The organism is Paraburkholderia mimosarum LMG 23256 = NBRC 106338, from assembly GCF_000739815.1.
In the GTDB taxonomy this organism is placed as follows: Bacteria; Pseudomonadota; Gammaproteobacteria; order Burkholderiales; family Burkholderiaceae; genus Paraburkholderia; species Paraburkholderia mimosarum.
In genome coordinates, this window is the sequence record NZ_BBJJ01000022.1 from 99,480 (window position 1) to 124,611 (window position 25,132).

Genomic DNA, 25,132 nt, shown 5'->3' on the forward strand with positions numbered 1-25,132 from the left:
GTCACTTGAGCTGATTACGCTCGAAGGCGACGATCTCGGGCTCCGGCACGCCCGCCATGCGAGCGGCATCGACGATTTGCGCCCAGCTCGTCGCATCCACGGGAATGCCGTGCGCCCGGCGCTCCTTGCGCGTAGCGTCCTCGCGTTCGCCGGGCAGCAGGATCTCGTCGACGCCCGCCTCGCGCCGCGTTGCCTTTAGCCATTCGACAAACGCCAGCGCCTCGTGCTCGCGCGACGGCGCGTCGAACGCCGCCGGATCGACGATCACCGAGACCATGCAATTGACGATGGCATGCGTGGAAACGATGGTTTGCTCGCGTGTCGTGAAGCCGCCCGAGAGCGCGCCCGCCAGAATCTCGCACATCGCGGCGAGCCCCGAACCCTTGTGGCCCGCGACGTCGCCGCCGAACGCCCGCAGCGCCCCATGCTGCGTATCGCTGAAGAGCGCGCCGGGGTCGCGCGTGGGCCGGCCGTCACCGTCGATCAAGGCCCCCGCCGGCACGTCCACGCCTTTGTTGTACGCCACGCGCACCTTGCCCGCGGCGATCGCGCTCGTGGCGAAGTCGAGCACGAGCGGCGCGCGCCCTTCGAGCGGAAACGCCGCGCAAAACGGGTTGGTGCCGAAGCGACGGTCTATGCCGCCGAACGGCGCGACGAGCGGATCGCCCGCCACGTTGACGAAGTGGAACGACACGAGACCGGCGCGCGCACATTGCTCCGCCCAGTGCCCGATGCGCCCGATGTGGTGAGCGTTGCGCAGCCCGAGCGCACACACGCCAAGCGATTTCGCGCGCTCGATGCCGTGCTCCATCGCTTCGAACGCCACGACTTGACCGAAACCGCGCCCGGCTTCTATCGTCAACACCGCGCCTGAATCGCGTGCGATCTGCGCGTGGGCGTTCAGCTTCAGTTCGCCTTCGCGGCATGCCAGCACGTAGCGAGGAATCATCCCTACGCCGTGCGAATCGTGCCCGGCAAGATTGGCCTCGACGAGGTGGTCGGCGACCAGCGCGGCCTCGCGCGCCTCGCTGCCGGCCGCGCGCCAGATGGCGACGACGAAGGCCTGCAGCGCGCGCGCTTCGATGACGACTTGCGAACCGTTTGAAGCAGTGGCATTCGACATGTTCCGCCCCTTGTGCATGGCAATACGGCAACGGCGCGGCGTGACTGCGCCATCGCCGCAGCCGTTCTACATGACCGCCCCCAGATGCCAGGGCACGAATTCGTTCTGGCCATAGCCGTGCAGCTCACTCTTCGTGCGCGCCCCGGAGGCTGTCGCGAGCATCAGCTCGAAAATCGCCGCGCCTGCTTCGTCGACGCTCTGCTCGCCGTCGAGGATGCGGCCGCAATTGAGGTCGATGTCCTCTTCCTGGCGACGCCACAGCGCAGTGTTCGTGCCCAGCTTCAGTGAAGGCGAAGGCGCGCAGCCGTAGGCCGAACCGCGGCCTGTCGTGAAGCAGATCAGATTGGCGCCGCCCGCCACCTGCCCCGTGGCGGAGACCGGGTCGTAGCCTGGCGTATCCATGAACACGAGCCCTTGCGCGCGTACGGGTTGCGCATACTCGTAGGTCTCGACCAGCTGCGTCGTGCCGCCTTTCGCCACCGCGCCGAGCGATTTTTCGAGGATCGTCGTGAGGCCGCCCGCCTTGTTTCCAGCCGACGGATTGTTGTCCATGCTGGCTTCCATGCGCGCGCAATACGCCTCCCACCAGCGGATGCGCGCCACGAGCTTTTCTCCCACCTCGCGCGAGACCGCGCGCCGCGTGAGCAGATGTTCGGCGCCGTAGATCTCGGGCGTTTCCGAGAGAATGGCCGTGCCGCCATGCGCGACGAGACGGTCTACGGCCGCACCGAGCGCGGGATTCGCGGAGATGCCCGAGTAGCCGTCCGAGCCGCCGCACTGCAGGCCGACCATGAGGTGGCGCGCAGCCACCGGCTCACGCGTCACGTTATTCGCCTCGGCCAGCAGCGCGCGCACCTGGTCGATGCCCGCGGCGACCGTGCGCGCGGTGCCGCCGGTCTGCTGGATCGTCATGGTCGAGAGGCGCGCGCCGCGTTCGAGTTGCCCGGCCTCAACGAGGCCGTCGATCTGGTTCGTCTCGCAGCCCAGTCCGATGATCAGCACTGCATAAAAGTTGGGATGCCGCGCATAGCCCGCCAGCGTACGGCGCAAGACGGTAATCGGCTCGCCCTCGGCGGCGAGCGCGCATCCTTCACCGTGCGTGAGCGCCACCACGCCATCCACGTTGGGGAAGGCCGCGAGCGCCTCGGGGTGGATGTCACGCCTGAAGTGATCGGCAATCGCGCGCGCGACCGTCGCCGAGCAATTGACAGACGTCAGGATGCCTATGTAATTTCGCGTCGCCACGCGGCCATCGGCACGCCGGATGCCGAGAAATGCCGCGGGTTGCGTGGCGGCCGGCGTTTCGTGCGCGTCCACCCCGAAGGCGTAATCGCGCTCGAAATCGCCCATCGACAGATTCTGCGTGTGGACATGCTCGCCGCGACGGATCGGACGGCTCGCGAAGCCGATGATCTGCCCGTAGCGGCGCACCGGTTCGCCTTGCGCGATATCGCGCAACGCAATCTTGTGTCCGGGCGGAATCATGCTCGCAACCGTGTACTCGCCATACAGCGGCGAACCGGGCAGCAACTGCGCGCGTGCAATGGCGACGTCGTCGCGCCGGTCGAGCAGAATCAGCGCGGCCGAAAGCGCCGAAGCGGCGGGCGTATCGAATGGGCTCATTGCGGCGCTCCGTTGAAAGCGCCACGTACGCCCACGTAGAGCGAGTACAGCGACGTACTGGCCGCGATGAAGAGACGATTGCGTTTCGGCCCGCCGAACACGAGATTCGCGACGGTTTCCGGCACGAGAATCTTGCCGAGCCGCGTTCCATCGGGCGCATAGCAATGGATGCCGTCGCCCGCGCTCGTCCAGACGTTGCCGTGTTCGTCCACGCGCATGCCATCGGGCACACCGGGCGAGACTTCCGCGAACACGCGGGCGTTGTGCAGTTTGCCATGCGCATCGACGTCGAACACGCGGATATGATGCGGACCGTTCTCGATATGCGAGGCGCCCGAATCGGCGACGTAGAGGCGCGACTCGTCGGGCGAGAAGGCCAGGCCGTTGGGCTTGGCGAAATCGTCGGCCACGCGTTCCACCACGCCCGTGCCCGGCGCCACGCGATAGACATGGCATGCGCCGATCTCGCTCGGCGCACGAAAGCCTTCGTAGTCGCCGAGAATGCCGTAGTCGGGATCCGTGAACCAGATCGAGCCGTCCGAATGCACGATCACGTCGTTGGGCGAATTCAGGCGCCGCCCTTCGAAGCGGTCCGCGATCACGGTGATCCGCCCGTCGTGCTCCGTGCGCGTCACGCGCCGCGTGCCGTGCTCGCACGTCACCAGACGACATTCGCGGTCGAGCGTATTGCCGTTGCTGAAATTGGCGTTCGCGCGGAACACGCCCGTGCCGATGCCGGGCACCCAGCGCATCATCCGGTTATTGGGGATGTCGCTCCAGACGAGAAAGTCGCCTGCCGGGAACCAGACCGGCCCCTCCGCCCACATGCAGCCGCCCGCGAGTTTCTCGAACTGTGCGTTCGGCTGCAGCAGCATGCGAAAGCGCGCATCGTGGATTTCGTATTCTTGAGGATTCATCGTTCCGGCCTCGTATCGTCAGGGTCAGGTCACGGCGTCGCGCGTGACCGGTCGCAGACTGCCGCGCCGGACAATTAAATCCCAGTTGAATAGGCGTGTGAAGAATTTATTCATGCGCCTGGAATGTGGTTTACCCGCAAGCCCGCTTGGCGATCGGGTCCAGGCGAAAATCTGGTCCAGATCGAGCTCGCGAGCGCGCTATTGGCCGTTCTGGGCAGCCTTCTGGGCAGCGGCGGCGAGCATGGCGTCGCCAATGGGAGATTCCCCGAGCGACTTGAGCGCTTCGCCCGCGCCGCGAATATCGCGCTCCTCCTTGTTCTGGCTGAGCTTGCTCTTGCCCACGAGGCGCGTGATCTCGATCTGCACGCCGACGATCGCCTTGACCAGCGCATCCGTGTATTCCCTTGGCGCGTCGGCCATTTTCCATGGCGTCGGCTGCGAGGCTTCGTGCGTGCGCGTCAGGCGGCCGATCACCCCACGCACGTAGCGCTCGTCGTCGAGGATCGTGATGCGCCCGTGCGCATGAACCACCCTGTAGTTCCACGTCGGCACCTGCTTGTGCGCTTCATGTTTGCTCGGATACCAGTTCGGCGAGATATAGGCATCGCCCGCTCTGAAGATCACGAGAACCTCATCGCCGTTGGCTACGTCCTGCCAAACGGGGTTGGCCCGCGCGACGTGCGCGCGCAACACACCGAGTTCGCCCTCTTCCGCTGCGAGTTCGAAAGGAATGTGATTGGCGTCGAGGCCGCTCTTCCCGTGCGTCACCAGCGTGCCGAACGGATGTTGGGCGATGCATTCATGCAGGACTTCCTTGCGGTTTTCGGCGAAATGGGCGGGTACGTACATGCGGGATGCCTGCTCGTGGGGTGAGTGGAAAACGTGGCCGGCGCAGCCACGCGTTTCCAGTGTGCCTCAAATATGGCTCATTCCATAGATCCACCTTGCTGCATTTTCAAGGGACCAAAATCATGCCCGGAACAGCACAAGTAAAGGCGATGCCCCATCCGGGTCTGCGAGCGTCACGCCAGTCAGTGCAGCGCCTCCGCCACAGTCCGCTGGTGCACGCGCTCGAGTTCGGCGAGCTGCTGCTTGCTGTTCACGCCGAGCGTTTCCCATTCTTCGTCGGGCTGTGCGGTCACGACCGGATGGCCAGAGGCGATCGCGGCTTCCACGACGTCGGTGAGGTAATACTCGCCCTGGGCGTTGTCGTTTTTGAGCGCGTCGAGCCAGCCCGCGAGCGGCGCGGTGGGCGTCACGACGATGCCCGTGTTGATCTCGGCGATCTTGCGCTGCGCTTCGTTCGCGTCCTTCTGCTCGACGATGCGCACGACCTTGCCCGCCGTGTCGCGCACGATGCGGCCGTAACCGGTCGGATCGTCGAGCGTGACGGTGAGAATGCCGTAGCCGTCCTGGCCGGCGGCATCGACAAGGCGCCTGAGCGTCGAGGCACGCGTGAGCGGCACGTCGCCATAGAGCACGAGCGTGGGCACGCTGGCGTCGAGCAGCGGCAGCGCCTGCGCGAGCGCGTGGCCCGTGCCGAGCTGCTGCGCCTGCAGCGCGAACTGGACGTCGGGCGCGCCGACGGCCTCGCGCACGGCTTCGCCGCCATGGCCGACCACGACCACGAGGCGGGTGGGCGAAAGCGTGCGGGCGGTATCGATGACGTGCGAGAGGAGCGGCTTGCCGGAGAGCGGATGCAGGACCTTGGGCAGCGCGGAGTGCATGCGTTTGCCCATGCCTGCCGCGAGGATCACGATATTCAATTCGTACCTCTATATATTTTTCGGTCGATATGGTTTTGACGGAGTGCGGGGTCCGGCTTATGCAAATCACTCACCAGATTTCGCCACGTTAAATGCGTCGGATGCGCACGCGGAACGCCTTAACGCCCCTCTATCCCCGGCATTCATCCTGATTGTGAGGCGCTGTCGCGGCTTTCAGATCGAAGTCCGCTTCCTGCAGGCCTTCGGGGCTCGTGGCGACCCAATGCAACTGGTCGGGCGAGCGCACGAGCCCGATGCTGCCGGTATAAGTCCATTTGACCGGCGACGGCTGCGTGCCCGCGAGTTCGATAGATGAGGACGTCAGCTTCAGATGCAGCAGCCGTCCATCCTGCGACGGCGTGAACGCCCGATCGCCGATCACCGCAACGCCTGCCTCGCGAACCGTCTCCGGCATGCAAGGAAGCGTCGCCGTCGTCGTTCCGTTCGCATCGACGAGCTGCGCGAAGCCGCTGCCCTTGTCGTCAGTGGCGACCACGATGAAGCGCTCGATCGACGGCACGTACGAAGCCGCGTACGTGTAGTACCGCACGTGGCCAGCGATCACACGCGGGTCGCTCAGCGCCCCCGTCGCAGGATCGAGCGTCGCGACCTTCAGCCTCGCATAGGTCTCGCCGCTCACATACTGCTGCCACACGAGCAGCGCGCGCGCCGGCGAGCCGGCGATCATGGGCCACCATTCGCGCACGCGCGGCGCCACGTCGATGGCCCGTTGCAGCGAGCCGTCGGCATCATACGTCTTCACATAGACGCCGTTGCCCGTGCCGAGGTTATCGACGCCGCCACCGTCGACCCAGTCATTCGAATAGAACACCACGAAACGCGGGCCGACAGCGGCAACATGCCCCGAATGGCCGCCCGACAGAACGTCGTTCGGGTACGGCTTCACGCCTTTCAACGCGGACGTGTACACGCCGTAGCGCTGGCTCACTTCGTTCGGCGTATTCCAGCCGTCTTCGAACGACACCATCACGCGGCCCGTATCGTTTTGCGCGACCGAAACGGGCTCCTGCGCTTCGGGACGCCGGATGAAAATGCGCGGACGGCCGAGATTGCGCTGCTGCGGCGTCCAGCGCGCGATATACACATCGTGCGTCCAGTTGCCGTCGGCGCCCGCGCCGCGCGGCGGCAGGCCCGAACTGCTGAAGAACACGGTCGTTACGCCACGCGCATCGATCGTCGCGCCGATTCCGTGCATGTAGGCGCGCATATCGCCCTTTGGCACGCGCACGGCGCCCGAGGCTTTCGCGGATTTCGCGCCCGCCGGCGAAGCGACCGGAAGGAGGCCGCATGCGGCCACCAAGGCAAGCACCGCACATGTCGCCCGCATGCCGTCCCTCACTCGACCGTAACCGATTTCGCCAGATTGCGCGGCTTGTCGACATCGGTGCCGCGCACGCATGCCGTGTGATACGCGAGCAACTGCAGCGGCACCACGTGAAGGATCGGCGACAGGGGTCCGTAATGTTCCGGCAACTGGATCACGCGCACGCCGTGAGTGTTTTCGATCTTCGTGCCGGCATCCGCCAGCACATACAACTCGCCCCCGCGCGCACGCACTTCCTGCATGTTCGACTTGAGCTTGTCGAGCAGTGCATCGTTCGGCGCGACCGTAATCACCGGCATCTCGCTCGTGACAATGGCAAGCGGACCGTGCTTCAACTCGCCTGCGGGATAGGCTTCCGCATGCACGTATGAAATCTCCTTGAGCTTCAGCGCGCCCTCCAGCGCGATCGGGTAATGCACGCCGCGCCCGAGAAACAGCGCGTGATCCTTGCGCGCAAGCGATTGTGCCCACGCTACGATCTGGGGCTCCAGCGCAAGGACGCTGTTCAACGCGGCAGGGAGATGGTGGAGTTGACGCAGCGCCAGCGCCTCGTCGTCGGCGCTCACGCGGCCGCGCTCTTTGGCGAGCGTCAGAGCCAGCAGGTAAAGCGCGACGAGCTGCGTCGTGAACGCCTTCGTCGACGCCACGCCGATCTCTGGTCCCGCTCCGGTCGGATATTGCAGCTCCGTGAGCCGCATCATCGAGCTGTGCGGCACGTTGCAGATCGCGAGCGTATGGTGATAGCCAAGCTGTTGCGCATGCTTCAACGCGGCGAGCGTATCGGCCGTTTCGCCCGATTGCGAGACGACGACGACCATCCCGCACGGATTCACGACACTCTCGCGATAGCGGTATTCGCTGGCAATCTCCACTTGCGTCGGAATGCCCGCGATCGATTCGAGCCAGTATTTGGCGGTCAGCGCCGAGTAGTAGCTGGTGCCGCACGCCAGCAGCAGCAACGAATCTATCTCGCTGAACGCGCGCTGCGCTTTCGCGCCGAACAGCGCCGGCGTGATCGAACGCACGCGTTCCGTCGCGTCGGCGACCACGTCGGGTTGCTCGAAGATCTCCTTCTGCATGTAGTGGCGATACGGACCCAGCTCCGCGGCATAGTGGGTAGCGTGATGCGCCTGCAGTTCGCGACGCGCCGTTGCGCCATCGCGATCGATGATATGCACCCCATCGCACGACAGCACGGCGATGTCCCCTTCTTCGAGGAAGATGAAATGCCCGGCCGTGCCGGACAGCGCCATCGCGTCCGAAGCCAGATAATTGCCGCCCTCGCCGACGCCGATCACGAGCGGAGAACCCGCACGCGCGCCGATCACGCGGTCTGGTTCGTTCTTCGCGAAAACGGCGATCGCATACGCGCCACGCAGGCGCTGCAATGCGCGCTGCACGGCCGTCAACAGATCGCGCGACGCTTCCTGCCCGCGCGTGTGGTGGATCAGATGCGCGATCACTTCCGTGTCGGTATCCGATTCGAAATGGTAGCCGAGCGCTTTCAGCTCGTCGCGCAGCGGCTCGTGATTTTCGATGATTCCGTTATGCACGAGCGCAATCTCGTCCCGCGAAAATATCGGGTGCGCGTTGTCGGTTACGGGTGCGCCGTGCGTCGCCCAGCGCGTGTGCGCGACACCGAGTGTGCCCGACAGCCGCGCTTCTTCGACCCGCTCTGCGAGATTCGCCACGCGCTCGACGCTGCGCACGCGACGCGGCGTGCCGTGCTGCAAGACGGCAACACCGCACGAGTCATAGCCGCGATATTCGAGCCGACGCAGGCCTTCAGTGAGAACGCCGACGACGTTGCGTTGAGCAACCGCTCCAATAATTCCGCACATGGTGGTCTCCGTGGTGCGTGAAATTGCTTATGTTCAATGTTCCGATATTGGGACGCAGGAGCACTCACGCAGCCTGACGCTCGAAGTCGGGCGCCGTCACGACGTGCGAGATCATGCCGTCGTCGTCGTGATACGCGACGAGACAGCGTCCCGCCTCGCCGTGCGGGACTTCAAGCGTCGTCACGGGCGGCGGCCCGTCGCTCGTTTCAGGCATGCGCCGCACGCGGTTCGCATTCATCGCATCCATCTGGCGCCCGAAAGTCCAGAGGATCATGGCCAGCACGACGATGCCGATCCCCGAGATCCCCGGCATGAATGCGTCGAGCGACAGTTCTTCTGCACTTGCATGCACCAGACACCAGCGGATGTACGCGGCGGCTAGCACCCACGTGCCGAGCACGAGTGATGGCCGCACGAAGCGATACCACGCGACCATACGCATCGCCTTTTCCCTCGTGCATTCGGTCGCGAACTGCGAAACGGACTGCTTTGAAACATCGATGATCGGAAATTCCATGTTGTTTTCCCGTGTGGAGGATGTTGAGCCGGTTTTGTCGATTCGAATGCTTTATGTCAATTGCTCGTTGGACTGCGGCGCTTCGAGCGCTGCGCTGTACTGAGGCGCTGGCGATGCATCGCCGGCCACCGCGCCGCTCGACCGGATTCCGCGATCCGGGCTCACCCAGCGCGCGCGCTTTCTGCGGCGCTGGCTCACTACGCCCGGCAACGCGATCACTGACGCGATCATGCTGATCGCCCAGAACGCAGCGGGATACCAGACGGTGTCGACGAAATAGCGCATCAGATTCTTGTCGTAGTTCCGATCGATCAGGCAGCCGATCAAGATCTGCGCGCAGCAGGTCGCGAACAGCAGCACACCGGTGCCGCGCGGCATGAATGCGAACCGCCAGCTTTCGGGCAGCGTGAACATCGCGGTCGCCGCCATCATCACGAGCGTGAACAGCATGCAGTACGCCCACACGATGCTGATCGCGTACTCGACGAAAATCGGCCACATCATCATGTTGCGGCGTGACAGCACGGCGCCCGCATACTTGAAGAGAACCTGAATGCCCCCCTTCGCCCAGCGCAGGCGCTGCTTGTAGAGACCGCGGAACGTCTCCGGCATCAGGATCCAGCTGAGCGCGCGCGATTCGAAATTCACGGCCCATCCTTGCACCTGGAGCTTCCAGCTAATGTCGATGTCTTCGGTCAGCATGTCGGAACTCCAATAGCCGACTTCCTGAAGCGCGCGCTTCCTGAACATCGACACCACGCCGGATACGGTCAACAGACGTCCATACATGTGCTGGGTACGCTTGATCAGCCCGACGATCGACGAGAATTCGCCCACCTGCATGCGGCCGAGCAGCGACGAACGCGTGCGGATGCGCGGATTGCCGGTCACGGCGCCGACGGAGGCGTCTTCGAGGAAGTGGCGCAGCATCCAGCCGATCGCTTCCTTGTCGAGCAGCGAGTCGCCGTCGATGCACATGAGGTACTCGGCATCCGAGAGCATCGCTGCCGTCGTGAGCCCGATCGCCTTGCCCTCGTTCTGGTGCTGATGCACGACGACCAGCTTCGGATAGACGTTCACCAGTTCGTTGAGGATCGCGCCGGTGTCGTCGCGGCTGCCGTCGTTGATCGCGATAATGTTGTAGTTCGGATAGTTGAGCTGGTCCAGGCACGCGATCACTTCGCGCACGTTGTCCGCTTCGTTGTAGCAAGGCACGACCACGGACACCTTCGGATACGACGTCGGCGGCGGCGCCGACTTGCGCCCGGCGTCCCGGCGCTCGACGAGCAGATAGTGAAGCACACCACCTGCCATCCACAGATAGGCCATCAACAATGGATAGTAAAAGACGAAGTTCGAGATAAAGCTGAAGACATTTTTCATTTTGTTCCCCGGATCCGGTTTCGCATCGTTTGGAGATTCAGTTATCGCGCGACGCTCAACCCAACATCCCCTGATTCATGCGCAGTGTGCTTTGCACCGACATCACGTCGCGCAGCACAGTCGTGTCCGGCCGGTTCTTCAGGAAGTCGTCCGGCCCATAGCCCATGTGCACGACGCCTGCGGCGTTGAGCCGTTTCATCTGTGCGCGCAGCACGGCCGCTTCGATGGGTTGCTGCGTCTGCGCGTTGAAGGCGGGCAACTCGAACACGGTCTTTATGGCCGCGCCCGGTTGCTTCATCACGATTTGCCGCAACCTGTCGAGCCATGCGTCGTCCATCGGGCTGGCAGCCCCGTTCGATGCGCGAGGCGCCGCCGTCAGCGCGACGAAGTCGTAGTTCTCGAGGGCCGATGCAAGGCTCACCGAGAAGTTGGATCCGGCGTTCGCGTCGAGCACGGCTTCGGCTGGCATCGTGCGCGCGGTCAGCACGTTGCCGCCGCCCTGATACGCGCGCACGCGCTCTGCAAGCTGGTTCGTGAAGGCGTTCAGATGCGCCGTCTTGCCCTTCGCCCAGCGCTGCATCAACTCGTCGGATGCGTGAATCTGGGCGATATCGCCGGGCAGGCCCCACGATCGGTACACTGCCATCGCCGCTGCGCTCGTGTCTTCGTATGCGTTCAACGTCGCATCCGCGCCGAACACGACGCCGTTGAAGCTCGAATAGCGCGTGAGGTCATCGTAGAGATCCTGAATCGTCTGCCGCGCGAGCGGATCAAACGGGCTCAGACGCGGCATGCGTCCGCGCTGCGCATCGCCCGGGCTGATCGACGCGACTTCGACGAGGCGTCCAGCGGCCGCGTGGCCCGCCGGCAGATCGAAAGCGAGCAGCGGCATGCGCGCATACACCTGCACGCCCGCACGCGTGATCAGTTGCCATGCAGTGCGATTGAACAGGTCGGCGCGCATCGGCAGATGACGGTTGGGGTAGTAGAGCGCGCGCGCGACGCCCGTGTTGTCGGGATCCCAATACGCCTTCAGATACACGGATTTCGGTTCGAGCGCCTTGATGCGATCGAGCAGACGGCCGAGCTTTTCTTCACTCCTGTTGGGATCGGTGTCATACATCTCGTCGAGCGATACGTTGACGACGCGCTCGACCGGGTTGCGCTCGCCGCGATATGCGCCAGGAGAGCGCATCTGCGCGATCAGCGTGCCGACGTCCCAGTCGTACGAAACGAGCAGACGCCGGATCTGCGTGAGCGGCACGTCGGGCGTGTTCGGGCCGTCGTCGAGCGTGAAATGCACGGACATGCCCAGCGCCTGCGACGCATTGATGAGCGCGGCGTTGTACATCCCATAGGGCCACACGGCCGAACGCACGGTCATGCCTACGCGCTCCTGAATCAGATCGACGCTCTTCTTCAGATCACCGTGCACGCGTGCCTGGTACTCCTCATCCGTTTCATAACGCTGCAGTTGCGGGGAGTACAGATGGGCACTCGCAGCGGGCAGTTCGTTCCCCTGTGGATTGGCGAGCGCGCCATGATGCATGTCGTGCGTGTGCGAAGCGACCTCGACGAGGCCCGACTGCGCCATTTCGCGCAGGTCGTCCCAGCTCATGAAGTAGCCCGGCGGCATCACCGACTTGTGGCTGATGCGTACGGGGTCGCCCGCAGGGGTATCCGTCCAGCGCGTGACTACACCGATCAGCGCCGGATAGCCGTACTGTTGAAGCAGCGGAAAGGCGCGGGTGTACTGGCTTTTGTACGCATCGTCGAAAGTGAGCAGCACGGCGCGCGGCGGCAGACGCGGTCCGCCGTTGCGCGACGCGACGATCTGAGCGACGCTCACCGGGCGAAAGTCCTTTGCCTTCAGCCACGCGAAGATGGTGTTGAGCGTGGCCGTGCTTATCGCACAGGTATCGGCGACCGTCGACACGTCGGCGTGCAGATCGTCGCGGATATCGTGAATGGCGAGCACGCGAAACGTGAGTCCATCGTCGGCATCGGCCGGCGGCAAACGGTCGAGCGCGAGGCGAGCCTGCGCGGCGGGCACTGCGGCGAGACCCGCGGCGAAAGCGAGAAAACGTCGGCGATTGAGCTTGTCCATAATGGCCTACAGGGGAACATTCAGGTTCAGGTAGATGAGCTTGCTGGTCTCGCGCGTGTGATCCATTCGCTGGCTGGAAAGACCGAGGCCATACGCAAGGGACGCGTGCGCACTGAACTGCCACTGTTGTTCGAGACGCACCTCCCACAGCAAGCTGTTTCCGATGTCCGTTTGACGATAGCCGCCGAGCGTCGCGTAGGCGCGATTCGCAAGCGACTGGTCGGCGTTGCGCCACGAGGTCCACTGGTACATCGCGGTTACTTGAGCAGTCAGATCGCGGTGAGGCGCGAAGTACGCGGTGTTCGCGAGCGTGTTGCTGCTCGTGTTCAGCTCGACCCATGTCGCGACGAGTTGATTCGGCGTATTGATGAGGCGCTCGTACCAGGTGCCGACCCAGGCCTGGTTGAAGTTGGTGTCGCTATATCGCGCTGCGCCGTAGGCCAGATCGAAGTAGCGGTAATCGTCGATGGTGTAGCGCACGCTGCCCGTTGCGGTGCGGCCCGTCACACCTTGCTGATACGCCTTCCACGGCAGCGAGTTGGCATTGCTGTCCACCCCCGCCTGGAAGCGCCAGTGATCATCGGGCGCGTAGCTCAGGCTGCCGGCGCCGCCGGTCCTCGCTTGCGGTCCTGTCGAGCGATCGACTTCCGCAGCGGCATCGATGCCGCGGAACCGGAAGTCGCCGCCGATACCATTGCGAATGCGGCTCACGCTGTTGCCGTCGCCTGTGTCCGCACGTCCGCTGAACTGATGCGCAAATACCCGCCAGTAGTCGGCGATCGGCATCGAGTAGAGCTGGGTGTCGATGCCCCAGTTGTTGTCGGCAAGTACCGAATTACCCTTCTGCCCGTTCGCGGCAATGATCAGCTGCGGACTCTTGTAGGCAGCGTAATCGCGCTGGAACACCTTCACCGTGTTGTTGTCCGGAAAGCGGTCTCCGAAAGTCGCGTTCACGTCGGCTGCGCGATCGTACTGGTTCAGCTCGAGCGCAGTGCGGCCCAGGCTGGCCAGCGTTTCGATGTCGCCGGGATGATCGACGAGCGTGTCTTCGTAGACCTTTTGCGCTTCGCGCGGCCGCTGCTGCACGAGCGACGCGTCCGAACGCGCGTTGATCAGCGCAGGATCAAACGGCGCTTCGTGGCGCAGATCATCGAGCGCGGCGACGCCTTCGCGCGTGCGGTCCGTGTAGAGCAGGTACTGCGCCTGCAGCTTTTTCACACGGCCATAATCTTCGTTGACGTCTTCGGGATGCTCGGCGAGATCGGCGCGAACCGGCGTGCTCGCCGAAATTTGCTTCAACAACCGTTGCGCGTCGTCGTAGCGGCCCGAATCCAGGTATGCGAAGAAGAGCCCTTCCTCTACGTCGATGCGCTTTAGCACATGCGGCTCGACGGACGGCACGAGCGGATCGACGGGCGTTTGCAAGGCGTGCTCATACGCGGGCACGGCCTTGCGCGGCTGGTCGAGGTACGTGTACGCGTCGCCAGCCGCCGCGTAGGTGCGTGCCGGCATCGGCTCGTTGGAGCGGGACAGGGCCTCATAGAGCGCGGTAGCGTCCTTCATGCGGCCAAGCCCCTGCAATGCGGCGACTTTCTCGACCAGCACCGCCCGGCGCACATCGGCGTATTCGTCCGTCTCGGGCGTGCGCGCGAGCATGTCGTCGATGTGCTCGAGCGCGGTTCTGTGCTGGGCGAGGCGATCGGGATCATCGGATGCGAGCGATTGCTGCCGGCCCCAGTGCACTTCCGTCTCCACGACGAGCGCTTCGATCTGCAAGAGCTCATGATCGGAGAACGCATCGCGACTCGCGCGCGCGTCCTGCAGCGCAAGCTGCGCCGCGCCCGCACCCGCTTGCGCAAAGATACGTTTTCGGAGCTGGTCGCGCTCCGTGTCCACCTTGCCTTCCGCCACCTGGCCTTCTGCGACGTTCCCCGTGATTCCGGACGCAGTGGTCGGCTGCGCGGCGCAGTAGTCGCGCGCAAGCAGCACCAGCAGCAAGGCGGTCGCCTTGACTGCGGCGTGCTTGTGTCGGCTAGAGCGTTTGGTTTTCATTGTTCCTCGCGTGGTCGGTGCCAGCCGACAGGCAAAGCGGTTCCCTGCGCCATATGAATGGCGCATTGAGGGCAACAACGATCGCTTTGTCTGGCGAGCGGCGGGTAGTTCAGCGTTGTGTTCCGGGTGCCGGTTATTGCGTTGCGCACCTGCCCCGTTCATTTGCGCGGCGAGCCTTATAGCGAAGCCCGTGCCAGCATCCCGCCGAACCTTCTGTTTTCAGGACTCCGTTCAGAAACCGCCTTGCAAAGCTGCGAGGAACGTCTAAAAACGTTTCATCGGTGAAGTCGTCAAGCCATGCCCCCCTCCACCGGACATCATCTTCGGGACGCCCATAGTGATGGAAACCCCTACTCCAGCAGGCCACGCGCTTGTGCGTCGCGTCAATCTTTTACTTTGATTCAGGAATGAAACGGCATGCACACCCGTGGCGATGTCTCGGATGTAGACGCACTTCGAACGTGCGTGCGCGAACCGCGAGCCGAGGTCGCTCCGTTGCTGAAGAGAGCGTGCGGCTGCACACATAACTGATCTGTATTTCTATTTATCCGCGGCAGCACTTGGGGCGAAACAGTGATCAATGGGGTTGCCGTCGATCACCGGACAGATTTCGTCCGCATGCGTAAATTGCGCGGCTGCGGCTCGCTCGACAGCTCGTTATCGTCATTTGTGGCGCGCATTCTGGTCACACGCGTTCGCGCGATTCGCACCGCGTCGGCCATTGAAGCGCGATTGCAAATGACACATAAGTGCTGCGCTTCGCGAAGGGCGTTCGATGCCTTTGATGATTCAGGGATACAGAAGCGCTCGCGCCCGTGTGCACGGGGGCGAGGCGGAAAAAGAACAGATCACCAGGCAGCTTCGCTGCGCAACGCCCGGGAAACTCCCAAGGCAACATGAAAACTGATGCACTTCTGAACACGGGTGAATGACATCGCGTGCGCTGCGCCATGGCATTTTCAAACTGGCAATGATGTTCAGACGTGCCAGCGCAGAGAAAGCGCGCTGGATGGCACAGCATCTGCGAAGACGGCACTTCCGACGTCGTCATCGCCTCATTTGCCGATTGCCTGTCACAACAGCGTTCTGCGCCTTCCGGCAATGGATCGCAAAGCGTGTGTTCCCCAACATATCTTCTTCGAAGCTTTTGCGATGATTCGCCGGGCCGAACGCCAGCGGCTTGTCGAATGGCACCGGTGCGCAGACAGAGCATGCGCTCATTCGATCGTTTTGGTGGTCGCCGTTTGTATTTTTCTTTCCTTGAACCGCAAAACGCTGATGATGGTGCGTCGGCTAGTTCGGGGAATTTCTTTAGCGGTTTGCTGCTGCGCTCTACGCGTTAGCGCGCAGTTGAAAGAGGCGGCGCATCGTCGTAATGGCGTCTATGGAAAAGGACCGGGCGCACGTGTGGTGCGCCCCGAATCGGTCAAGCTCTCGCTAATTCGCCCGCTCGCGCAGCGTCCTCGCAGCTGCAACCATATTGGTGAGCGCTGGAATGACCTCGGCCCACTGGCGCGTCTTCAGACCGCAATCGGGATTCACCCAAAGGCGCTGCGCCGGAATACGCTCGGCGGCCTTCTGCATCAATTGCACGATATGCGCCTCGCTCGGGATGTTCGGCGAGTGAATGTCGTACACGCCCGGCCCGATTTCATTCGGATAGCTGAAGTTTTCGAAAGCGTCGAGCAGTTCCATATCTGAGCGTGATGTCTCGATCGTGATGACATCGGCGTCCATCCCGGCAATCGAGGCAATGATGTCGTTGAACTCCGAGTAGCACATGTGCGTGTGGATCTGCGTTTCGTCCCCCACGCCGTTCGCGGCGATGCGAAACGATTCGATGGCCCAGCGCAGGTATTCGGCCCACTGCGCGCGGCGCAGCGGCAGGCCTTCGCGCAGCGCGGCCTCGTCGATCTGGATCACGCGCACGCCGGCCCTCTCCAGATCGAGCACTTCTTCGCGAATGGCGAGTGCGAGCTGGTAGCACGAGACCGAACGCGGCTGGTCGTCGCGCACGAAGGACCAGTTGAGCATCGTGACCGGGCCCGTGAGCATGCCCTTCATGGGCTTGTTCGTGAGCGACTGCGCATAGGCGATCCACTCGACCGTCATCGCCTTCGGCCGGCTGATATCGCCGAACAAAATCGGCGGCTTCACGCAGCGCGAGCCGTACGACTGCACCCAGCCGAACTCGCTGAACGCATAGCCGTCGAGCTGCTCGCCGAAGTATTCGACCATGTCGTTGCGCTCGGCTTCGCCGTGCACGAGCACGTCGAGGCCCAGTTGCTCCTGTTCGCGCACGCTGCGTTCGATTTCGGCGCGCATGGCGTCCCGATAGCCTGTTTTGCCGAGCGCGCCGCGCTTGAACTCGCTGCGTGCGTGGCGGATTTCCGCCGTTTGCGGGAACGAGCCGATCGTCGTGGTCGGGTAGGCGGGGAGCTTGAGGTGAGCAGCCTGTTTTGCGGCACGCAGAGCGTAAGCGTTGCGGCGATTGCCGAGTGCGGCATCGATGCGGGCAATCGCCGCTTTCACCGCCGCGTTGTTCACGCGGGACGACTGGCGTCGCGCCTGAATGTCAGCGGCGTTCGCTGCGAGTTCCGTGGCGACCTTGTCGCGGCCTTCGTTGAGCGCCGTGGCCAGCACCTTCACTTCATCGAGCTTTTGCAGCGCAAATGCGAGCCACGAGCGCATTTGTGCGTCGAGCTTCGCTTCGCTCGAGAGATCGACCGGCACGTGCAGCAGCGAGCACGAAGGCGCGATCCACAGACGGTCCCCCAGTTGCTTCGCGAGCGGTTCGAGCCAGTCGAGCGCGGCGTTCAGATCCGTCTTCCAGATGTTGCGGCCGTTCACCGCGCCCACCGAAAGCACCCGCTGCGCAGGCAGCTTTCGAGCGGCCAGCGCGATCTCTTCGCGTGCGTTGATCGCATCGATGTGCAGACCGTCGACAGGCAGCGAGCAGGCAAGGTCCAGATTCTCCTGGAGCGCGCCAAAGTAAGTCGCGAGCAGCAGCTTCACGCCACGCACCTCGAACCCTTCATACGCAGTGGCGAACGCGGCGCGCCATGCCGGATCGAGCTCGGTCACGAGTATCGGCTCGTCGATCTGCACCCACTCCACGTCCATCACGCGGAAGTAGTCGAGCAGCGCGCGATACACCGGCATGATGCGCGGCAGCAGCGCGAGCTTGTCCGCGAGTTTGTCACCCCCGTCCCTGGCCTTGCCGAGCCACAGGTACGTGAGCGGCCCGACGATGACGGGCTTGGCCTTCACGCCCAGTTCGCGCGCTTCGCGCAGTTGCCCGGATAGGCGCGACGTATCGAGGTTGAACTGCGTATCGACCGTGAATTCGGGGACGATGTAGTGATAGTTCGTGTCGAACCACTTCGTCATCTCGGCGGCCGCGACGCCGCCGCAGCAGGCGGCATGGTCGTCGGCGCCGTGGGCCGAGCGCCCGCGCGCCACACGGAAGTAGTTGTCGAGCTTGTCGCCGTGAAAGCCCTGCACGCGTTGCGGCAGGTTGCCGAGCGTGAAGCTCATGTCGAGCACCTGGTCGTAGAACGAGAAGTCTCCGGCGGGCACGAAGTCGAGCCCCTCCTGGTCCGCCCAGTGGCGCGCGCGCAGTTGCGCACCTAGCGCCTTGAGCTCGTCGCGCGACGATTCGCCCTTCCAGTAGCGTTCGAGACCGAACTTGAGTTCACGTTTCGCGCCAATGCGCGGAAAGCCGAGGTTGTGTGTAGTGACCATGTGCGCTGCCATTCAATAACAACAATGCGGGAAAAGCCCGGAATGGCAGCCATGATAGGGGTTTCAGCTCATGAAATATAATGGCATTATTTCATTTATCCATTAGATTTTTTCATGCCCGGTATCGGGCGGCTTGCCATGCTCGAACGCATTCATCTGGTCATCGTCCGCGAAGTCCAGCGCCAGGGGTCGCTCACCGCCGCGGCGGGCGCACTTTTTCTCACGCAGTCGGCGCTGAGCCACACGGTCAAGAAGATCGAGCAGCAGCTCGGCACGCCGATCTGGGACCGCGAAGGGCGCAGCCTGCGGCTCACCCAGGCGGGTCAATATCTGCTGTCGCTCGCCGAACGACTGCTGCCGCAATTCGAACTGGCCGAGGCACGCATGAAGCAATACGCCGACGGCGAGCGCGGCACCCTGCGCATCGGCATGGAGTGCCATCCTTGCTACCAGTGGCTGCTCAAGATCGTTTCGCCCTATCTCGCGCGCTGGCCCGATGTCGATGTGGATGTGAAGCAGCGCTTTCAGTTTGGCGGCATCGGCGCGCTGTTCGGCTACGACATCGACGTGCTGGTCACGCCCGATCCGCTCAACCGGCCCGGCCTGCGCTTCGAGCCCGTGTTCGACTACGAGCAGGTGCTCGTGGTGGCCGAGGGACACAGGCTCGCCAAGGTCCGCTACGTGAAGCCCGAGCAACTCGTGGACCAAACGCTCATCACCTACCCGGTGGAGACGGACCGGCTCGACATCTACAACCAGTTCCTGCGCCCCGCCAATATCACACCGCGCCGCCACAAGACGATCGAAACGACGGACATCATGATGCAGATGGTGGCGAGCGGCCGGGGCGTGGCGGCGCTGCCGCGCTGGCTCGCCGAGGAATACGCGGACCGCATGCCGCTCGTCGCGCTCAAGCTCGGCAAGGAAGGTATCGCCAAGCAGATCTTTCTCGGCACGCGCGAGGCCGACGCCGTGGTGGACTACCTGAGTTCGTTCGTCGAGTTCGCACGCAAGTCGAACTGGCACGCGCCGCGAATGAAGCGTTAAACGTTTCGCGGCATTGGATGCCGCTGCGATTTGCCCAGTTCGATCGCCAGAAAATCGACAAACGCGCGAATACGCGCGGAAAGCTGGTGGCGCTGCGCATAGACCGCATAGATGTCCGCGCCCGGCGTCTCGTACTCGGGCAGCACGACCACGAGCCGTCCATCCGCCAGATACTCGTTGATGTCCCACTCGGCGCGCATCAGTATGCCGTGTCCGTCCAGCGCCCATTTCACGGCAATCTCGCCGTCGTTGGTCGTGAGGTTGCCATTGACCCGGATGGCTTCTGGTTTGCGCGAGTGGCCGCGTTCGTGCGAGAGCCGCCACACGCCATAGGCTTCGTCGCCCTGGCGAATGCTGATGCAGTTGTGCTTCGCGAGATCGTGCGGCGTTGCAGGCGTGCCCCGGCTCGCGAGATAGGCGGGCGATGCGCAGAGCAAACGCCGGTTCGCCGCGAGACGCCGCGCGATCACGCGCGTGTCGGGCGGCTCGCCAAAGCGGATGCACACATCGTATGAATCCTCGGTGAGCGGCGGCGGCATGACCGAAAGCTGAAGCTGCACCGAAACCTGCGGATATTGCGCGACGAAGCGCGAAAGCGCCGGCCCGATATGGCTGCGCCCGAAGCCCAGTGTCGCGTTCACGCGCAGCAAGCCTTTGGGATGCTTTTTCGAGCCGCCCAGCAATTCGCCCAGCTCGTCGATCTCATCGAGTATGCGGCGCGCGTGCTCCAGATACACCTCGCCTTCGGGCGTGAGCATCATGCGGCGCGTCGTGCGGTTGACGAGCGGCACCCCGGCGCGTTCCTCCATTTGCGCGAGCCGCTTGCTCACGGCGGCCGGCGTGAGGCCCAGCTCGCGCGCGGCGGCGCTCAGGTTTCCCGAGGAGGCCAGTGTCGAGAAGAAGCCCAGATCGGCGGGTTGAACGGTGTCGGCCACGGTCGCCACTTGTGAATTCAAGTTAATGATGCTTTGAGTCTAGCACCGGTTTTTGAACCACGAGTTCGGTAAAGTGAGTCCCCACTAGCCCTATTCCAAAGGAACGAGACATGAAGACGTATCGCATCGCAACCATTCCCGGCGACGGCATCGGCAAGGAGGTCGTGCCCGCGGGGCAGGCGCTCCTGGAAGCGCTTGCGAAAACCACGCAACGGTTTGCCTTCGAGTTCGAAAACTTCGACTGGGGCGCCGACTACTACCGCAAGCACGGCGTAATGATGCCGGCCGACGGGCTCGATGCGATTCGCAACAAGGACGCGATTCTATTCGGCTCCGCGGGCGACCCGGACGTGCCCGATCACATCACGCTCTGGGGCCTGCGCCTGAAGATCTGCCAGGGGCTCGACCAGTACGCGAACGTGCGCCCCACGCGCATTCTTCCCGGCATCGACGCGCCGCTCAAGCGCTGCAAGCCCGAGGATCTGAACTGGGTGATCGTGCGCGAGAACTCCGAAGGCGAATATTCGGGCGTGGGCGGCCGCGTGCATCAGGGCCATCCGCTCGAAGTCGCGACCGACGTGTCGATCCTCACGCGCGCCGGCGTCGAACGCATCCTGCGCTTCGCATTCCGTCTCGCGCAGTCGCGCCCCCGCAAGCTGCTCACGGTCATCACCAAGAGCAACGCTCAGCGCCATGCCATGGTCATGTGGGACGAAATCGCGCAGCAGGTCTCGAAGGAGTTCCCGGACGTGAAGTGGGACAAGGAACTCGTCGACGCCGCCACGGCGCGCATGGTCAACCGCCCCGCCTCGCTTGACACCATCGTCGCAACCAACCTTCACGCCGACATCCTGAGCGACCTCGCCGCCGCGCTCGCGGGCAGCCTCGGCATTGCGCCGACCGGCAACATTGACCCCGAACGCCGCTACCCGTCGATGTTCGAGCCGATCCACGGTTCGGCGTTCGACATCATGGGCAAGGGGCTCGCAAACCCGATCGGCACGTTCTGGTCGGTCGTGATGCTGCTCGAACACCTCGGTGAAAACGAGGCCGCCGCGCGCGTGATGCAGGCCATCGAGACCGTGACGGCCAACCCCGCGCTGCACACCGGCGACCTGGGCGGCAAGGCAAGCACGGCGCAGGTCACCGCGGCGGTGTGCGAACTCGTCGGGAAAGCGGCCGTCGCCGCGTGACCATGGGTGTGAACGCGACCGTGCAGTAGACAAGCACACGCCGGGGCGTGACACAAAAAGAACCCGCACGCCCCCGCCAACCCACCCTCCATGGAGGAGACACATGAATTCGGACATCGAATCAATCGTCACGCGCAAGCTCATGTGGCGCATCATCCCGTTCGTCATGCTGCTCTATTTCGTGAGCTTTCTCGACCGGGTCAACGTGGGCTTCGCGGCAATGACGATGAACAAGGCGATTGGCCTCAGTCCCACGGCGTTCGGCCTGGGCGGCGGCCTGTTCTTCATCGGCTACTTTCTTTTCGAGGTGCCTTCCAACCTCATCCTGCACCGTGTGGGCGCGCGCATCTGGATCGCGCGTGTCATGGTCACCTGGGGCGTGGTCTCGGCCGCGTCCGCATTCGCGACGGGGCCGACGAGCTTCTACGTGCTGCGCTTCCTGCTCGGCGTGGCGGAAGCGGGGTTTTTCCCCGGCATCATTCTGTACCTGAGCCTGTGGTTTCCAACGAAGCAACGCGCGGCCGCGGCCGCATGGTTCATGGCAGCCGCACCGATTTCTACGGCACTCGGCTCCCCGATCTCGGGCGCGCTCATGCAACTGCCGCCGATGTTCGGTCTCGCCAACTGGCAACTGCTCTACGTGATCGAGGCGATTCCCGCCGTCGTGCTGGGTTTCGTGGTGCTGAAAGCGCTCACCGATGCGCCTTCGAAAGCGCGCTGGCTCGATGCGAAAGAGCGCGACTGGCTCATGGCTAAGCTTGCCGGGGAAGCGAAAATGCGTGAGGGCCACGCGGGCCACACGACAGGCGCCTTGAGCGCGCTGCGCGACCCGCGCGTGCTGGCGCTGGCGCTGATCTACTTCGGCACCTCGGCCGGTCTTTACACGCTGGGACTGTGGGCGCCGCTAATCATCCGGCAATACGGCTTCAGTGCGATGGAGACCGGGCTCCTGAACGCGATTCCCAGCATCGTGGCGGTCATCGCGATGATTCTCTGGGCGCGGCACTCGGACCGCACCGCGGAGCGCACCTGGCACGTCGTGATTCCCTGCGTGCTGGCTTGCGTGGGCTTTGTGTTCGCGGGCCGGGCCGACACCGCGCTGATGATCGTGCTGGCGCTCGTGGTGGTGAATATCGGCATCAGCGCCGCGAAGGCGCCGCTGTGGGCCATGCCCAGCATGTTTCTCTCAGGGGCGGGTGCTGCCGCCGGCATCGCCATGATCAATTCGATCGGCAATCTCGGGGGCTTCGTGGGCCCCGCCGTGATCGGTTGGCTGAAGAACCGGACCGGGAGTTACGCAGCGGGGCTGTACGTAGTGGGCGCGACGCTGGCGCTTTCCGCGTTGGTGACTTTGATATTGAGCCGCAAGGCGAGTCAGCCGGTGATGGCGCAGGTCGGGCACGACCACTGAGCGAAGCACACGCGCATGATCGCGCGCTTGCCTCAAGCATCGCCAGCCTCGCGAATCGGAATCACGCTACGACCGCCGCAACGACGCAGCAGGTCGCGCAATTCGATGATGACGGGAAAGACTTCGTGATTCCAGTCGGCGGCCTGATGGTCGTGCGCCGCCTGCTCCAGCTCCACGATCGCACAGTCTTCCTTGAAGATGCGCTCAGTGAACCAGACCAGCAGCGGCCACGCCGCATCGAGCAGGAACGGCACGGCCGGCCTTCGCACAGAAAGGAGTCCGAAGGTTCGATTCGTGCGCTGCCGTGAATCGAGCGGCACATAGACGATCCACAGGTCCATGACGAGCGTGTCGTCGGCCGAACGTATTTCCAGCGTTTGATAAGGGTATTGCGTGCGGATGGTCATCACGCTGCGGGCGCTCGGGTCCGCGCGGTTCTTGCTCGCGCCGAACACGAGCGCTTCGCCCCTCGGCTGCTTGCCGGCCATGCGCGCGAACGTGTAATCGACCTCGAGCGAGTTCTCGTCGCGCCGCCGCGCAAGCGAGCGCGCCCGCATCTGGCCCATCTGGCGCCGGTGCAGGAACTGATGGTTCATGTCCATGAGGTTTTCGTGCATGAACGAGTAATGGCACCTGACCTCACCGCCGAAGCGGCGCGTCTTGAAGGCCTTGTCCGTCACGGAGGCCAGCGCGGGTAGCGGTCGATCGCCGGCCAGCGTGGCGTTGCCGGGAAAGACGAAGATCATGCTGTGCGCCTCGCGGCACGGGTAGGCGCGCACGCCGTTGGGCAGCCGTTCCTTGCCGAGATAAGGCACATCCACGCATTGGCCTGAACAATCGTAAGTCCAGCCGTGGTAACCGCAGCGGATCGATTCGCCTTCCACTACGCCCGCATGCAGCGGCACCTGCCGGTGCGCGCAGCGATCTTCGAGCGCAAACACCGAACCGGAAACGGTGCGCACGAGCACGACCGGTTCGCCCGCGAAATGCGCGCCGATCATCTTTCCAGGCTTGAGGTCGCGCGACCAGGCGAGCGGATACCAGTGATCGGGGTGGATGGGTACCCGGCGCAGGTCGCCCGGGTTGCTGATGTCGCGCAAGGGCGACTCGCCCGTGCCGCCGTCGGTGAAAGGCATTGCGCGCATGGGTGAGGGCTCCTTGCCTGGATCGTTACGATCGCGGGGGAAAACGTAACGACGTGCGCAAGTGCCGTGCCCGGGTCAAGTACGCGTATCGGCCGGCTCAGCACTGCGCACGAACGCAGGGCAATTGTGGTTAGACCTTCGGAGTACTGACGCGATGCGGCCCGAACGGGAAGCATCACGCGAGCGCCATGCCATGTCGCGCATGCGCGTCCTGGCCTTCGTTGAGAGAACCTCAGTTGGGATCAATCGGCGGCCCGGGCGGCCCCGCACTCACCTGCCTTGCGGAGCCCGCGCCCTGGGCGGCGATGGAGCGGGAGAGCAGTTCCCTCGCTTCGCTGCTCGATGCATCGACGGTCAAGGCGTTCCCGGCGTTATGCCACGCGCACACCCAGTTGCCCTCGCGCGCGCAGAGCCTTGCATAACCGAGCAGCGAGTCGCGGTGATCCTCGCGGGAAGTCAATTCGGACTGCATGTGCAGCGCATAGCCGTTGCCCGGTTGCTGCGTGAGTACGCTCGAGAGGGCGCTGCGCGCCGGACCCAGGTTGTTCTTGTCGAGATTCGCCCGTGCGCTCGCGAGACTCCTCGAGACGTCGGCATGCTGGACCGCGGAAGCCTTTACCGCGTTGGCCTTCGATGACGCAAGCGTACGCTCCCTGGCACTGCTCTTTTGCTCGGCGACGCTCTGCGGCCTGGTGTCCGTGTGCGCCGTAACGGTGCGCGACTCCAGCGCGTGACGCGGCGGCTGCGGAACCTGAGCGGTCCGGGGCGGTGGTGCCTGAACCGGTGCGGGCGGCGCGACTTGTGCGATCACGGGCGGCGGTGCGCTCGGGGCTCGCTGCGGCGGCGCCTGAACCGGTGCAGGCGGCTCGACTTGCGCGACCACGGGCGGCGGTGCGCTCGGGGCTCGCTGCGGCGGCGCCTGAACCGGTGCGGGCGGCGCGACTTGCGCGACCACGGGCGGCGGTGCGCTCGGGGCCCGCTGC

General features: G+C 64.1%; 16 protein-coding genes and 2 pseudogenes. 3 read left to right on the top strand and 15 right to left on the bottom strand.

Annotated elements, in window-relative coordinates; all coding sequences use genetic code 11:
- Position 1 precedes the first annotated feature (1 nt).
- The 12 genes and pseudogenes from BMI01S_RS18060 to metE form a co-directional block, all read right to left on the bottom strand.
- Positions 2 to 1,123: a malate/lactate/ureidoglycolate dehydrogenase gene (locus tag BMI01S_RS18060; protein WP_028231120.1), complete on the bottom strand. Its 1,122-nt coding sequence runs from the start codon at positions 1,121 to 1,123 to the stop codon at positions 2 to 4.
- A 66-nt stretch (positions 1,124 to 1,189) separates the two neighbouring features.
- Positions 1,190 to 2,746, bottom strand: a complete 1,557-nt coding sequence (locus tag BMI01S_RS18065; protein ID WP_028231121.1) for a UxaA family hydrolase — start codon at positions 2,744 to 2,746, stop codon at positions 1,190 to 1,192.
- On the bottom strand, positions 2,743 to 3,663 hold the full coding sequence (locus BMI01S_RS18070) for an SMP-30/gluconolactonase/LRE family protein (RefSeq protein ID WP_028231122.1): 921 nt from the start codon (positions 3,661 to 3,663) through the stop codon (positions 2,743 to 2,745). Before BMI01S_RS18070 ends, BMI01S_RS18065 begins: the two co-directional genes overlap by 4 nt.
- 198 nt (positions 3,664 to 3,861) lie before the next feature.
- A complete protein-coding gene (locus tag BMI01S_RS18075) occupies positions 3,862 to 4,512 on the bottom strand; it encodes an FMN-binding negative transcriptional regulator (protein WP_028231123.1) in 651 nt (216 codons plus the stop codon).
- 159 nt (positions 4,513 to 4,671) lie between these two features.
- Positions 4,672 to 5,429 (bottom strand): annotated as a pseudogene (locus tag BMI01S_RS18080) (NTP transferase domain-containing protein); the annotation flags it as partial.
- A 130-nt stretch (positions 5,430 to 5,559) separates the two neighbouring features.
- Positions 5,560 to 6,777, bottom strand: a complete 1,218-nt coding sequence (locus tag BMI01S_RS18085) for a hypothetical protein (RefSeq protein ID WP_028231178.1) — start codon at positions 6,775 to 6,777, stop codon at positions 5,560 to 5,562.
- Between the two features lie 8 nt (positions 6,778 to 6,785).
- Positions 6,786 to 8,615 (bottom strand): glutamine--fructose-6-phosphate transaminase (isomerizing), encoded by a 1,830-nt coding sequence (gene glmS / locus BMI01S_RS18090; RefSeq protein WP_028231177.1) that lies wholly within the window; start codon positions 8,613 to 8,615, stop codon positions 6,786 to 6,788.
- Between the two features lie 64 nt (positions 8,616 to 8,679).
- Positions 8,680 to 9,132 (bottom strand): hypothetical protein, encoded by a 453-nt coding sequence (locus BMI01S_RS18095; RefSeq protein WP_028214375.1) that lies wholly within the window; start codon positions 9,130 to 9,132, stop codon positions 8,680 to 8,682.
- 51 nt (positions 9,133 to 9,183) lie between these two features.
- Complete coding sequence (gene pgaC, locus BMI01S_RS18100; RefSeq protein WP_028214374.1) at positions 9,184 to 10,515, bottom strand: poly-beta-1,6-N-acetyl-D-glucosamine synthase; 1,332 nt, start codon at positions 10,513 to 10,515, stop codon at positions 9,184 to 9,186.
- Positions 10,516 to 10,570: 55 nt separating this feature from the next.
- Positions 10,571 to 12,622, bottom strand: a complete 2,052-nt coding sequence (pgaB, locus tag BMI01S_RS18105) for a poly-beta-1,6-N-acetyl-D-glucosamine N-deacetylase PgaB (protein WP_028231176.1) — start codon at positions 12,620 to 12,622, stop codon at positions 10,571 to 10,573.
- Between the two features lie 6 nt (positions 12,623 to 12,628).
- Positions 12,629 to 14,674, bottom strand: a complete 2,046-nt coding sequence (gene pgaA, locus BMI01S_RS18110; RefSeq protein ID WP_028231175.1) for a poly-beta-1,6 N-acetyl-D-glucosamine export porin PgaA — start codon at positions 14,672 to 14,674, stop codon at positions 12,629 to 12,631.
- A 1,437-nt stretch (positions 14,675 to 16,111) separates the two neighbouring features.
- Positions 16,112 to 18,418 (bottom strand): 5-methyltetrahydropteroyltriglutamate--homocysteine S-methyltransferase, encoded by a 2,307-nt coding sequence (metE, locus tag BMI01S_RS18115; protein WP_028231174.1) that lies wholly within the window; start codon positions 18,416 to 18,418, stop codon positions 16,112 to 16,114.
- 138 nt (positions 18,419 to 18,556) lie between these two features.
- On the opposite strand from metE, the gene BMI01S_RS18120 reads away from it, so the two are divergent.
- A complete protein-coding gene (locus BMI01S_RS18120; protein ID WP_028231173.1) occupies positions 18,557 to 19,465 on the top strand; it encodes a LysR family transcriptional regulator in 909 nt (302 codons plus the stop codon).
- On the opposite strand, the gene BMI01S_RS18125 is transcribed toward BMI01S_RS18120, so the two are convergent.
- A complete protein-coding gene (locus tag BMI01S_RS18125; protein ID WP_028214369.1) occupies positions 19,462 to 20,400 on the bottom strand; it encodes a LysR family transcriptional regulator in 939 nt (312 codons plus the stop codon). The two genes, BMI01S_RS18120 and BMI01S_RS18125, sit on opposite strands and share 4 nt — an antisense overlap.
- A 110-nt stretch (positions 20,401 to 20,510) precedes the next feature.
- On the opposite strand from BMI01S_RS18125, the gene BMI01S_RS18130 reads away from it, so the two are divergent.
- Together BMI01S_RS18130 and BMI01S_RS18135 are read left to right on the top strand one after the other, a co-directional pair.
- A complete protein-coding gene (locus BMI01S_RS18130) occupies positions 20,511 to 21,593 on the top strand; it encodes a tartrate dehydrogenase (RefSeq protein WP_028214368.1) in 1,083 nt (360 codons plus the stop codon).
- Positions 21,594 to 21,696: 103 nt separating this feature from the next.
- Positions 21,697 to 23,004, top strand: coding sequence for an MFS transporter (locus BMI01S_RS18135; RefSeq protein WP_028231172.1), 1,308 nt, complete (start codon positions 21,697 to 21,699; stop codon positions 23,002 to 23,004).
- 32 nt (positions 23,005 to 23,036) lie between these two features.
- Here BMI01S_RS18135 and BMI01S_RS18140 read toward each other — a convergent pair whose 3' ends face one another.
- Entirely contained in the window at positions 23,037 to 24,149 is a 1,113-nt protein-coding gene (locus BMI01S_RS18140; protein ID WP_028214366.1) for an aromatic ring-hydroxylating oxygenase subunit alpha, read from the bottom strand.
- Between the two features lie 232 nt (positions 24,150 to 24,381).
- Positions 24,382 to 25,132, bottom strand: a pseudogene (locus tag BMI01S_RS41970) (hypothetical protein); the annotation flags it as partial.